Source organism: Arthrobacter sp. Soil_N43, from assembly GCF_057655195.1.
Genome location: NZ_JBDGML010000125.1, coordinates 1 through 12,722, shown reverse-complemented (window position 1 = coordinate 12,722; position 12,722 = coordinate 1). Strand labels below are relative to the sequence as shown.

Annotated in this window: 12 protein-coding genes and 1 tRNA gene; 6 read left to right on the top strand and 7 right to left on the bottom strand. The window is 66.0% G+C overall.

Annotation, left to right across the window (positions count from 1 at the left end; genetic code table 11):
* The 6 genes from AC3A3W_RS20745 to argS all read right to left on the bottom strand — a co-directional run.
* On the bottom strand, positions 1-382 hold a 382-nt coding region (locus AC3A3W_RS20745; RefSeq protein WP_487445014.1), incomplete at its 3' end, for a Rho termination factor N-terminal domain-containing protein.
* A gap of 402 nt (positions 383-784) precedes the next feature.
* Positions 785-1,750, bottom strand: a complete 966-nt coding sequence (thrB, locus tag AC3A3W_RS20740) for a homoserine kinase (RefSeq protein ID WP_487445013.1) — start codon at positions 1,748-1,750, stop codon at positions 785-787.
* An 11-nt stretch (positions 1,751-1,761) separates the two neighbouring features.
* Entirely contained in the window at positions 1,762-2,868 is a 1,107-nt protein-coding gene (thrC, locus tag AC3A3W_RS20735; protein WP_487445012.1) for a threonine synthase, read from the bottom strand.
* Entirely contained in the window at positions 2,869-4,185 is a 1,317-nt protein-coding gene (locus AC3A3W_RS20730; RefSeq protein ID WP_487445011.1) for a homoserine dehydrogenase, read from the bottom strand.
* Positions 4,186-5,676: a diaminopimelate decarboxylase gene (lysA, locus tag AC3A3W_RS20725; RefSeq protein ID WP_487445010.1), complete on the bottom strand. Its 1,491-nt coding sequence runs from the start codon at positions 5,674-5,676 to the stop codon at positions 4,186-4,188.
* A gap of 4 nt (positions 5,677-5,680) precedes the next feature.
* Positions 5,681-7,330 carry an arginine--tRNA ligase gene (argS, locus tag AC3A3W_RS20720; RefSeq protein WP_487445009.1) on the bottom strand — a complete coding sequence of 550 codons (1,650 nt, stop codon included), beginning with the start codon at positions 7,328-7,330 and terminating at the stop codon, positions 5,681-5,683.
* A gap of 174 nt (positions 7,331-7,504) precedes the next feature.
* Between argS and AC3A3W_RS20715 the strand changes: the two genes are divergently transcribed.
* The 6 genes from AC3A3W_RS20715 (at position 7,505) to AC3A3W_RS20690 (ending at position 12,169) form a co-directional block, all read left to right on the top strand.
* Complete coding sequence (locus AC3A3W_RS20715) at positions 7,505-7,981, top strand: FMN-binding protein (RefSeq protein WP_487445008.1); 477 nt, start codon at positions 7,505-7,507, stop codon at positions 7,979-7,981.
* A 51-nt stretch (positions 7,982-8,032) separates the two neighbouring features.
* A complete protein-coding gene (locus tag AC3A3W_RS20710; protein ID WP_487445007.1) occupies positions 8,033-8,905 on the top strand; it encodes an FAD:protein FMN transferase in 873 nt (290 codons plus the stop codon).
* Positions 8,902-10,461, top strand: coding sequence for a ferredoxin--NADP reductase (locus tag AC3A3W_RS20705; RefSeq protein ID WP_487445006.1), 1,560 nt, complete (start codon positions 8,902-8,904; stop codon positions 10,459-10,461). The genes AC3A3W_RS20710 and AC3A3W_RS20705 overlap by 4 nt, the downstream gene beginning before the upstream one ends.
* A gap of 105 nt (positions 10,462-10,566) precedes the next feature.
* Positions 10,567-10,639 (top strand) — tRNA-Arg (locus AC3A3W_RS20700).
* A gap of 110 nt (positions 10,640-10,749) precedes the next feature.
* Positions 10,750-11,793: a M4 family metallopeptidase gene (locus tag AC3A3W_RS20695; protein WP_487445005.1), complete on the top strand. Its 1,044-nt coding sequence runs from the start codon at positions 10,750-10,752 to the stop codon at positions 11,791-11,793.
* Between the two features lie 61 nt (positions 11,794-11,854).
* Positions 11,855-12,169: a protealysin inhibitor emfourin gene (locus AC3A3W_RS20690; RefSeq protein ID WP_487445004.1), complete on the top strand. Its 315-nt coding sequence runs from the start codon at positions 11,855-11,857 to the stop codon at positions 12,167-12,169.
* A 229-nt stretch (positions 12,170-12,398) separates the two neighbouring features.
* Here the strand turns inward: AC3A3W_RS20690 and AC3A3W_RS20685 are convergent.
* Positions 12,399-12,722 (bottom strand): HNH endonuclease (locus AC3A3W_RS20685; RefSeq protein WP_487445003.1); only part of this gene is annotated, 324 nt, incomplete at its 5' end.

Genomic DNA, 12,722 nt, shown 5'->3' with positions numbered 1-12,722 from the left:
AGACCACGCCGTCACTGACGGCGCGGCGGCTGCGGCCACGGCCCCGGCCACGGGTGCCTTCCTGGGCCGGGGCTTCGGTGGTTTCTGCCGGGACGGCCGGAGCCGACACCTCAGCAGCAGCGCCGTTATCGGCGCTCTTCGCAGCAGCCCGGGCCGGAGCCTTGGTTGCTGACGTACCCGCACGATGCGCCGAGATGGCCGAGACAAGGTCTCCCTTGCGCATGCGGGAACCGCCCGAAATACCGAGCTGGCTGGCAAGAGCCTGCAGCTGGGCGAGCTTGAGGCCGGCGAGGCCACTGCTCTTGGCGGGTGCTTCCGTCAACGATCCGGAAGCAGAAGATGGTGTGTCCACAGCTGGCGACAGCTCAGTGGTTTCGGTCACGAAGGATCCTTCCCCCTCGACGGCGTCCAGACTGGGAGCTGGACGCGATGATTTGATCTGGGCTGCAGTTCAGATCTGCAGCCGGGATTTCGGCCTTGCCGGATGGAATTCGCGGCAGGGCCGGATACTGATCGCCTTCAACGCTCCGTAATACGGTGGGGCGTCGGACTGACGGTTCAGGGAACAGAATGTTTTCTGTGGGCCCCGGGTCAGGCCAAGGAGGCGGCACCGGAAAATACTGCGCATTACTAAGACGAAGCAGCAGCAGATCTATGCAGGTCCGGACCAAGATAGGCAACATGGCCGATCATCAGGTTCTTTGACTGCACGGTCTTTGGCTGCAGGGCCCCTTGACTGCAGAGTCGCTGTTGACTGCATAAACTGCGGTGACTGAATGCGGGTTTACCGCCGGTGCACTCCCACTTTAGCACCTTCGACGTCCACTGCCAGCTTCATCACGCGCCAGTTGATATCAGGCGTGTTTGCCGAGGTAAACGAATCGATGAACTGCAGCACATCCGCAGCCTCCGCCTCGCCGTTGGCGAGCACCAGGACGGTTGGCCCCGCCCCGGAAACGACGGCGGCGTGCCCGGCTTGGCGCAGCGCCATGATGAGGGCGGCACTGGGCCGCATTGCCTCCGCGCGGTAGCTCTGGTGCAGGAAGTCCTCGGTGCCGGCCAGCAGCAGTTCCGGCTTGTTCGTCAGCGCGTGGATGAGGAGTGCGGCGCGGCCGGAGTTCATGGCGGCTGCGTGGTGGCCCACCGACGCCGGCAGCAGGGCACGCGCGGCTTCCGTGGACAGTTCATAGTCCGGTACGGCCACGATGGGGGTGACGGCGTCGTTCACCGTGGCGCAGGTGCTGCTGTACTGGTCACTGTCCTGCCACGACAGCGCCAGCCCGCCGAAAATCGCCGGGGCGACGTTGTCCGGGTGCCCCTCCATTTCACTGGTCAGCTGGAGGATCCAGTTCCGGTCCTGCTGCTCGCCCGAGGGGAGCAGGGCGTTCGCTGCCGTAACGGCTGCCACCACGGCGGCCGCCGAGGAACCCAGGCCGCGGCCGTGCGGGCTGACGTTTTCAGCCGTGATCTTGAGGCCGTTGTGCCGGTAGCCGAGGCGCTCGAAGGCGGCGTTCATGGCCCGCACCACCAAGTGGCTGGCGTCCCGCGGCAGGGACTCGGCGCCTTCACCGCTGAGCTCGAAGAGCAGCTCACCGCTGTCCAGGCTCTCGACCGTCAGGGTGTCGTGCAGGGTCAGCGCCAGGCCGAGGCTGTCATAGCCGGGCCCAAGGTTCGCGCTCGTGGCAGGGACCCGGACAGTGACCTGCTGCCCGCCCTGAATGGCGGGCAGCTGGGCGGTTTGCGGCAGCATGGTTTCCAAGGTTATTTGTCTTCCAGTCCCAGTTCGGCGGCCACCGTGACAACGTCGTTGGACACCTTGACGGGCTGGACGTCGCTGCCATCTTCGGTCCGCAGGGCCCACTGCGGGTCCTTCAGTCCGTGGCCGGTGACGGTGATGACGATGGTCTTGCCAGAAGGGACCTCGCCGGCCGCGTGCTTCTTGAGGAGGCCCGCGACGCCTGCGGCAGAGCCGGGCTCGACGAAGACGCCCTCCTTGGAGGAGAGCCAGCGGTGGGCTGCCAGGATTTCGTCGTCCGTGACGGCATCGATGAAGCCGCCGGACTCGTCGCGTGCGGCGATGGCGCCGTCCCACGAGGCAGGGTTGCCGATGCGGATGGCAGTGGCAATGGTGTCCGGCTCGGTGATGGGGTGACCGGCCACAAACGGGGCGGCACCCGCGGCCTGGAAGCCCCACATCCGCGGAGTCCGGGTGGAAACAGCCGGAAGGGTGCCGGCCGTCGCGGACTCGAACGGCGCCGAGTACTCCTTGTAGCCCTTCCAGTACGCGGTGATGTTGCCGGCGTTGCCGACGGGCAGCACATGGATGTCCGGCGCGTCGCCGAGGGCATCGACGATTTCGAAGGCTCCGGTCTTCTGTCCCTGGATGCGGGCAGGGTTGACCGAGTTCACCAGGAAGACCGGGTAGGACTCGCCGAGCTTGCGGGCGATGTCCAGGCAGTTGTCGAAGTTGCCGTCCACCTGCAGCAGGGTGGCGCCGTGGGCGATCGCCTGGCTGAGCTTGCCCATGGAGATCTTGCCCTCGGGCACGAGCACTGCGCACTTCAGGCCTGCGGCCGTGGCGTAGGCGGCCGCAGACGCGGACGTGTTGCCCGTGGAGGCGCACACCACGGCCTTGGCTCCGGATTCCACGGCGGCGGTCATGGCCATGGTCATGCCGCGGTCCTTGAAGGAGCCGGTGGGGTTCATGCCTTCGACCTTGAGGTACACCTCTGAGCCGGTCAGCTCTGAGAGCTTCTGCGCGTGGACCAGCGGCGTGCCGCCCTCGCCCAGGGTGATGACCTTGGTGCTCTCCGTTACGGGCAAACGATCAGCGTATTCGCGGATGACTCCGCGCCATTGGTGAGCCACTTAGACTCCTTCTACCCGAAGTACGGATGTAACTGAATTGATGACGTCCAGGCCCTTGACGGCCTTGACGGTTGCTGCCAGTGCAGCTTCGCTTGCGCGGTGCGTGACGATCCGCAGTTCCGCCGATTCCACGTTGGAGTCGGCATCACGGTGGATGGTCTGGCGCATGATCTCGATGGACACGCCGTGCTCGGCGAAGAGCTGGGCGATCCTCGCCAGTACGCCGGGCTGGTCGGCAACGTCCAGTCCGATGTAATAGCTGGTGGTGACGGCGTCGATGGGGAATGCCGGAACGTGCCCGGTGGTGGACTCGATACGGCCCGGTCCGCCCAGGACAATCCTGCGGGCAGCCGACACGAGGTCGCCCAGCACGGCGGATGCCGTCGGGGTTCCGCCGGCACCCTGGCCGTAGAACATGAGTTCGCCGGCGTTCTCGGCCTCAATGAAGACCGCGTTGAAGGCCCCGCGGACAGCAGCGAGGGGATGTTCCCGGGGAAGCAGCGTGGGGTGCACCCGCACCGAGACGCCGCCACCGCCGTCGGCGTCTGTCAGCTGCTCGGCAATGGCGAGCAGCTTGATCACGAACCCGGCCTCTTTGGCCGCGGCGATGTCAGCTGCGCTGACGCCGGTGATGCCCTCGCAGTGCACGTTCGCCAGGTCAAACCGCGTGTGGAAGGAAAGCGACGCAAGGATGGCGGCCTTGGCCGCAGCGTCAAGGCCTTCGACGTCGGCAGTGGGATCGGCCTCGGCGTAGCCAAGCCGCTGGGCCTCGGCGAGGGCGTCGGCGAACTGGGCGCCGGTGGTGTCCATCTGGTCGAGGATGAAGTTGGTGGTGCCGTTGACGATGCCCAGGACGCGCGTGATGCGGTCCCCGGACAGGCTGTCCCGGATCGGGCGCAGGATCGGGATGGCTCCCGCCACGGCAGCTTCGTAGGACAGCTCGACGCCGGCCTTGTCCGCCTCTTCGTACAGCGCCGGGCCGTCGGCGGCCAGCAGGGCCTTGTTGCCCGTGACGACGCTGGCGCCGTTCTGGATGGCGGCAAGGATCAGGGACCGGGCCGGCTCCAGGCCGCCCATCAGCTCGATGACGAGGTCGGCGTCCTTGACCAGGGTTTCGGCATCCGTGGTGAACAGTTCGCGGGAAAGGTCCACCTCACGCTCGGCGTCGATGTTGCGCACGGCGATGCCGGTGAGCTGCAGGTGGGCCCCCGTGCGGGAGGCCAGAGTGTCGGCGTCGTCCATGAGAATCCGCGCGACCTGAGCCCCGACGTTGCCACAGCCCAGCAGGGCTACTTTCAGGGTTCGCAATTCAGTCATTCAGGCTCCCATGTCGCGGTTCAGCAGATCTTCTTCGGTTTCCCCGCGGACAATCAGCCGGGGAGATCCGTCGCGCACAGCGACAACGCCCGGCCGGGCCAGATAGTTGTAGTTGCTTGACAGGGCCCAGCAGTAGGCGCCGGTCCCCGGTACAGCGAGCAGATCACCGGCTGCCACGTCCTCGGGCAGATATACATCTCTAACAACTATGTCGCCGCTCTCGCAATGTTTGCCCACTACGCGGGACAGCTGCGGAGCAGCGGCGGAGGCCCTCGAGGCGAGGATCGCGGAATAATCCGCGTCGTAGAGCACCGGGCGGGCGTTGTCGCTCATGCCGCCGTCCACCGACACATAGCGGCGGGGGTGCGTAACGTTTTCTCCCCCTGTTTCCGGTGTTCCGGCGTCGCCGGCGGCCGGAACATCCACGCGGACGGTCTTCCGGGTGCCCACCTCGTACAGCGTGAAGGTACTCGGGCCCACAATGGCCCGTCCCGGTTCGATCGAAATCCGCGGCGCGGCAATGCCCAGCTCAGCGCATTGTGAACGGACGACGGCGGCCATCGCCTGCGCGATGTCGGCCGGCGGGCGCGGAGTGTCCACCGGCGTGTACGCGATGCCGTAGCCTCCACCGAGATCGAGTTCGGGAAGGCGGATCGAGTACTTCGCCTGCATCTCCGCCAGGAAGCCCAGGAGCTTCACCGCGGCGAGGGCAAAGCCGTCGGGTTCGAAGATCTGCGAGCCGATGTGGCAGTGCAGGCCGAGCAATTCGATGCTGGCGTAGCTTGTTGCCGCGGCGACGGCTTCCTCGGCCGCCGAGAGGCCTGCCTGGTCAGTGGAGTCTCCGGCCATGGACAGGCCGAACTTCTGGTCTTCATGGGCCGTGGCGATGAATTCATGCGTGTGGGCGTGCACCCCCGGAGTCAGGCGCAGCATGACCTTGGCCGTTTCGCCCCGTTCGGACGCAATTTTGGCCACACGCTCCAGCTCGTCCAGGCTGTCCACCACAATGCGGCCGAGCTTCATGTCCAGTGCCCGGTTGATCTCGCCGTCGGACTTGTTGTTGCCGTGCAGGCTGAGCTCTGCACCGTCGATGCCCGCACGGGCTGCCACCGCAAGTTCACCGCCGGAACAGGTGTCCAGACGCAGGCCCTCTTCTGCCACCCACCGTGCCACAGCAGAGCAGAGGAAGGACTTGCCGGCGTAGTAGACATCCACTCCCCCGCAAATGTCGGCAAAGGCCTCGTCAAAGGCATCCTTGAAGGAACGGGCGCGGGCGCGGAAGTCCGCCTCGCTCATGATGAAGAGAGGCGTCCCGAACTGTTCCTTGAGCTTGCTGACCGGAATCCCGTCAACGGCCAGCTCGCCGTCGGAATTCCGCCCGACTCCGGCAGCCCACATAGGCTCGTGGAGTGCGTTCAGATCCGCCGGCAGGGCCAGCCAGTCCGGAGCAAGCGGGGAAGCATGTGCTGCCATGGGGGCATCTGCGGTCATTGAGTCACATCCGTTCCGGCGCCGACACGCCGAGCAGGTCCAGTCCGTTGGCAAGCACCTGGCTCGTGGCGTCATTGAGCCACAGGCGGGTGCGGTTGAGGTCGGTGACGACTTCCTCGCCCAGCGGGGCAATGCGGCAGGCGTCGTACCAGCGGTGGTAGGCGCCGGCGATGACCTCAAGGTGGCGGGCTACCCGGTGCGGTTCCCGCAGTTCCGCAGCCTTGGCCACGATGGAGGGGTAGCTGCCCAAGTAGGACAGCAGCTCGTTTTCGGTTGCGTGGTGCAGCAGCGAGGCGTCGAAGGCGCTGCGGTCCACGCCCGCTGCGACGGCATTGCGCGCGGCGCCGCGGGTCCGGGCATGCGCGTACTGCACGTAGAACACCGGGTTTTCGTTGCTGTGCTTCTTGAGCAGTTCGGGATCCAGGGTCAGCGGGGAGTCTGCCGGGAACCTCGCCAGCGAGTACCGCACGGCGTCCTTGCCTAGCCAGGAGATCAGGTCCTTGAGCTCGATGATGTTGCCGGCGCGCTTGGACAGCTTGGCACCGTTGACCGAGACGAGCTGTCCAATCAGCACCTCAATATTGACCTCGGGATCGTCACCGGCAGCGGCTGCTATGGCCTTGAGCCGGTTGATGTAGCCGTGGTGGTCGGCGCCCAGCAGGTAGATCTTCTCGGTGTAGCCGCGGTCCTTCTTGGACAGGTAGTAGGCGGCGTCGGCGGCGAAGTACGTGGGCTCGCCGTTCGCGCGGATCATGACGCGGTCCTTGTCGTCGCCAAAGTCCGTGGTGCGCAGCCAGACGGCACCGCCGTCGTCGAACACGTGGCCCTGCTCGCGAAGGCGGGCGACGGCACTTTCGATGGCCCCGGCGTCGTGGAGCTCCTGCTCGGAGAAGAAGACGTCGAAGGAAACGCCAAAGTCGGCCAGGGTGTCCTTGATGTCCTTCAGCTGAGCCTTGTAGGCCGCTGCCCGGATCACCGGAAGGGCCGCCACGTCGGTGAGCTCGCGGATGTCCGGGTGCTGGGTGAGCACTTCATGGCCGAGGTCCCGGATGTACTCGCCCGGGTAGCCGCCCTGCGGCACGTCGCGGCCGTGCAGGCGTGACAGCACAGAGTTGGCGAACACGTCCATCTGCGAACCGGCGTCGTTGATGTAGTACTCCGCGGTGACGTCCGCGCCGGAGGCCCGCAGCACACGCGCGATCGAGTCGCCGAGGGCAGCCCAGCGCGTGTGGCCGATGTGCAGCGGACCGGTGGGGTTGGCGGAGACAAACTCCATGTTGACCGTGTGGCCCGCGAGCGCGGAATTGGTGCCATAGGCCGCGCCGGCTTCCACGATCGCCTTGGCAAGGGCACCGGCTGCGGCCGCGTCCACGGTGATGTTCAGGAAGCCCGGACCGGCGATCTCGACTGCGGACACTCCGTCGATCCCTTCCAGGCGGGCGCTGAGGACGGTTGCGAATGCCCGCGGGTTGGTTCCGGCCTGCTTCGCCAACTGCAGGGCGATGTTCGTGGCCCAGTCTCCGTGCTCCCGGTTTTTGGGACGCTCAACCAGGACGGCGTCCGGGACAGCCGCCTCGGGGAGGGCGATCTCGCCGGCGGCAACGGCATCTTGCAGGCAGGCGGATATGGCGAGGGAGAGTTCTTCGGGAGTCACATTCCTAGCCTACCGGGGGGCCCGCCCTGCCGCGGAATCCGGAGGGGGACCCTGGCCCCCTCAGTGGCCGCCCCGCCGTCACAGCTAATACTAGGGACATTCACAGTTTGAACGTTTAGCCTGATCTCGGCGTCGTCCACCAGGTAAGTGCCCGTACTAACGAAACGAGACACCGTGCAGCCCACAATCCGCAAAACTGTTTTCGCCGGGATCGCCGGCCTGTCCCTCGCCGGTACGGTGGCCGGTTGCGCACCTTCGGCGCAGCAGCCTGCCGCCCAGGAAACCCCTTCCTCTGCTTCTTCCGCTGCTTCGGAGACCGCAGCACCCGGTTCGTCTGCGCTCGCCACCTCAGGCGCCGGCTACAAGGACGGCACCTACAGCGCGGACGGCACCTACAAGTCGCCCAACGGCACCGAGACCGTTGGCGTGCAGCTGACGCTGGCCAACGGGACGGTTTCCGCCGTTGAGATCACGGAGCATCCCTCCAACCCGAACACCCGGAAGTTCCAGGGGCAGTTCGCGGGCGGAATCGCGGCGCAGGTGGTTGGCAAGAGCCTCGACGAAATAAAGGTTTCCAAGGTGGCTGGCTCGTCGCTGACCAGCGGAGGCTTCAACCAGGCCATTGAAGAGATCAAATCCCAGGCAGCATAGGCAGGCGCGCGCGGCATGGACTCCACGACGAACATAGTAAAAGGAGAGCCCATGCCGCACGCCAGCTGGCATGAATTCCGTTTCGACGGCATCGGAACGAGCTGGGAGATCTCCACTGCCGCACCGTTGGATGCCAGGCAGCGCAGCCAGATACTTGCCGAAGTGGAGCGCTACGACTCAACGTGGTCCAGGTTCCGCGGCGACTCGCTGATCAGCCAGATGTCAGTGCAGGCGGGCCGCTTTGAGCTGCCCCCTGAATCCGCCGGCCTCGCGGACCTCTACCGTAGCCTGTACACGCTTAGCGGCGGGGCTATGACACCGCTGATCGGCGAAAGCCTGGAACAGCTGGGCTACGACGCCGGCTATTCCCTGCAGCCCCGCGGAGGCGCAGCACCGCCGCCTGCCTGGGACGGTGTCCTTGAGTGGCGCGGGACATCACTGCACACCACCGTTCCCGTGGTGCTGGACATCGGGGCTGCCGGTAAGGGCCAGCTCGTGGATCTCCTGGGCGGCATGCTGCGGGACCAAGGACTCACAGAGTTCTTCATCGACGCCAGCGGCGACCTTCTGAACGGCGGGGAGACGCCGGTGACGGTGGCGCTGGAGCATCCATACGACGCCAGCAAGGCGATCGGCACCGTTCCTCTTGGCCAAAGGGCGTTGTGCGCCTCTGCCTCCAACCGAAGGGCTTGGGGCGACGGACTCCACCACGTCCTGGACGGCACCACCGGCAAGCCGGTCCGGACGGTAGTGGCCACGTGGGCCATGGCCGAAACTGCCATGGAGGCAGATGCCTTGGCCACCGCTTTATTTGTGGTTCCCGCCGCGGCACTGGAGCCCCATTTCCGGTTTTCCTGGCTTAAGGTCTTTTCCAACGGCAGCGCGGAATACTCCGCGGAATTCGAAGGGACGCTGTTCACATGAGTTCCACCACCACCGGGCTGCGGGCCTCCCCCGCCACCGCGCTGGATGCCTTCCTCGGCCGCTTCACGATGTACCGGCTGGTGTCCCTGGTCCTTGCCGCGCTGGCCGCCTACAGTCTGCTGCTCGACGGCCTGGGCTGGCTGACATTCGGCATTCCCAACATGCTCGCCCACCTCGCGTTGTGCCTCGGGCTGACGTACGCCTCCAACCGCGCCCTGGCCGCAGTGTTCCGCGTCAGCCCGCATTCGGAATCGTCGCTGATCACAGGGCTTTTGCTCTACTTCCTGTTCTGGCCAACCCAACTCGGGCCGGCATTCGCTCCGATCGACCTGGCCGGCGTGGCCCTTGCGTGCGTCCTCGCGTCGGCGTCAAAGTATGCGTTGGCCTGGCGCGGACGCCACGTGTTCAACCCCGCGGCCGCCGGCGCCTTCATTACCGGCCTCACCGGGTTGAACATCGCGACCTGGTGGGCAGGCACACCCGCCATGCTGTGGCTGCTGGGTCCCGGAGTCCTCCTGGTGCTTTACCGGACCCGGAAAATGCTGATGGCCGCAGTCTTCATCGTTGTTGCCACGTCCATCGCGGCCAGCGACCTGCTGCAGTCGGGCGTGGACGCGGGCGGCGCCGTGTGGCAGCCGCTGGCCCAAAGCCCGGTGCTGTTCTTCGTCGGATTCATGCTCACCGAACCGCTGACGCTGCCTCCGCGGCGCTGGCAGCAACTGGTGCTGGCCGCCGTCGTCGGAGTGCTTTTTGCGATGCCCTTCAACTTCGGTTTCGTGGCGAACTCGCCCGAACTGGCCCTGCTTGCAGGGAACCTGCTCGCTTTCCTGGCCGGTCAGCGCGGAAGCGTCCGGCTGCTGTTCAGCCACTCCCGCAGGCTCACGCCGACGACGACCGAATTTGTCTTCAAGCCGCGCCGCCCCGTCCGTCACGAGCCCGGCCAGTACGTGGAGCTGGATCTCCCGCACGAGAAGCCTGACGGCAAGGGCCGCCGCCGCGTATTCAGCCTGACAAATTCCCCCGACGCGACCCACGTGAAAATCGGTGTCGGCACCGCAGACCCCGTCTCCGCCGCCAAACGCAGGCTCCTGGCGCTCAAGCCCGGGGAGGAGCTCACGGCCACCACCGTGGCGGGAGACTTCGTCCTGCCCAAAGGATCGAGCGCTCCGGTCCTGCTCATTGCTGCGGGCATCGGCATTACGCCCTATCTGGCGCATCTTTCCAGCGGAGTGGCCAGGCAACGGGATACTGTCCTGCTGTACCTGGCCAGGAATGCGTCCGAACTTGCATATGCGGCTGAACTGAAAGAATCCGGCGCCAGCATTCTTGCCCGTCTGGCCGACGGCTCCGCTCCGCCCGACTTCATTGAAGACGCCGGCGCCCGGCTGGATCCTGGCACCCGGCTGGACGGCCCGTCGCTCAAGCTGCTTGTCCCTGACATCGCCCAGCGGAGGGTGTTCATTTCGGGCTCACCGGCCAGTGTGGGGTCGCTGCGGCGTGCCGCGCGGCAAGCAGGCGCCCGGCGTATCCACGTTGATTCGTTCGCTGGATACTAAAACCGTGCAGGGCGTTGGCTGCGGGAACGATGCCGGTTTTCCATTCGGCCCCACCTTCCTGCTAAGCTCTAGGACGTCCCGCCGGCAACGGCAGGATCCCTGACTGCCCTCGTAGCTCAGGGGATAGAGCGTCTGCCTCCGGAGCAGAAGGTCGTAGGTTCGAATCCTATCGAGGGCACAGAAAAAACCCCGTCGTTTCAGCGAAACGGCGGGGTTTTCTGCATCCCCCATCGGCGCCTGCCAGTGCGCCTCCAAACATTGTCAGTGGCCGCTCGTAGGCTGATCTGCATGATCTGTTCCATCATTCCCCCGTACATGCTGAAGCGCCTCGCGGCGCAGGACGCGCCACGGTTCACCGCTGTCCGCCGGGCAGCAAAAGAAGCCCTGCTGCACGTGAAGACAGTGCAGGCGGCGAGAACGGCACCGGCGCCCGTGACTCCCCCGGGCATGAGGCAAGTGCAGCCTGCTCCCCCGGACAGATCTGTCTACGATGCCAAGTCGGCTGAATCCCTTCCCGGCGTGCTGGTGCGGAAGGAAGGCGAAGCCCCTGTCGGTGACCCCGCGGCCGATGAGGCCTACGACGGGTTGGGCCATACCCACAGCCTTTACGCCGACGTTTTCGGCCGGAATTCCATCGACGGCCAGGGCATGCCGCTCCATGCCACCGTCCACTTCGGCAAGCTCTACGACAACGCCTTCTGGGACGGCCAGCAGATGGTTTTCGGCGACGGTGACGGCGAAATCTTTCAGCGGTTCACCCGCTCCCTCAGTGTTATCGGGCACGAACTGGCCCACGGAGTAACCCAGTTCTCCGCCGGGCTCGCCTACCGGAACCAGGCCGGTGCGATCAATGAGTCCATCTCCGATGTCTTCGGTGCCTTGGTGGAGCAGTACTTCCGGAAACAGTCAACGGCCGACGCGAGCTGGCTGATCGGCGAAGATCTGTTCACTTCCCAGGTTGAGGGCTCGGCCCTCCGCTCCATGAAGGCCCCCGGAACGGCGTACGACGACGATGTCCTGGGCAAGGACCCCCAGCCGGACTCGATGGACTCGTATGTCCGCACCAGCGCGGACAACGGCGGTGTCCACATCAATTCAGGCATTCCCAACCGAGCCTTCTGCCTGGTCGCCCAGTCGATCGGCGGCAACGCCTGGGAGGCCCCGGGACAGATCTGGTACGAGACCCTGACGGGAGGATCCCTACCGACGACAGCAACTTTCAGCGTCTTTGCCAAGGCCACAGCGGCATCCGCAAGGGAATTGTTCGGGGACGGGTCTGCGGAGCATGACGCCGTGCGCGAGGCGTGGGAAACTGTGAAAGTGAAGCACTAACCCCACGCCGGGAGCGCGGCAGTTCCGCGCGTTCGGCGGCCTCGGATACCAGGACCCTGCCATGAAAATCACAGTTGAGCGCAGCGGAGGAATTGCTGCCCTGACGCGCACCTGGACAGTTCAGGCCATCACGTCGAGCGACAAGAGCCACTGGCAGCCGATCGTGGAAGCCTGCCCGTGGGACGCAGTCCCGGACTCCCGGCAGGTTTCCGACGGGCAGCCCGACAGGTTCATGTATTCCATTCGGGCCGGCCAGCACCGGGCCACGTTGCCGGAAAGGGCAGTGACCGGGCCCTGGCGGGTTCTCGTGGAAACGACCAGGGCCGCTGCGGAACAGACGCCCCGCAACGATACGGCAAGCGGCATCCGCTCCTAGGCAGTGCCTTGCTACGGGCGGTGCCTTGCTATGGGCTGTGCCAGGCAAGGACTGCGTGCGAGGCCGGCGCCAACCGGTGGCAACCACGCAGGTCAGGGCGAAGCCGGCCCCCACCGGGTGCCAACCACGTAGGTCAGGGCGAAGCCGGCCCCCCACCGGGTGCCAACCACGTAAGTTAGGGCATGCCATTGTCGGAGGACCTTCGGGGCCCTCGTGCGGCAGCCTAAGGTTAGGAGGCGCGGGCCAGTTGTTCGGACTGGCTGGTTCCGGGCAGCGGCGGTGCTGTGGATTGGTAGGTGTGGCCGGTCGGTGTCCGGAGTTCGATGGTGTGCCGTGGGCCGGGCCGGGGTATGGCTTTCCAGCCAGTGGTTTCTTTGGTGTGGTTGCAGGCTTCGCAGAGCCCGGCGCCGTTGGCCTGTGTTGTGGCGCCGCCGCCGTGCCAGGGAACGATGTGGTCGTGGTGGCGGATGGGGGCGTCGCAGTAGGGGGTGCGGCAGGTGTCGTCGCGGGCCTGGATGAAGCGGCGCAGCGGGGCCGGGAAGAGGCGTGCCCG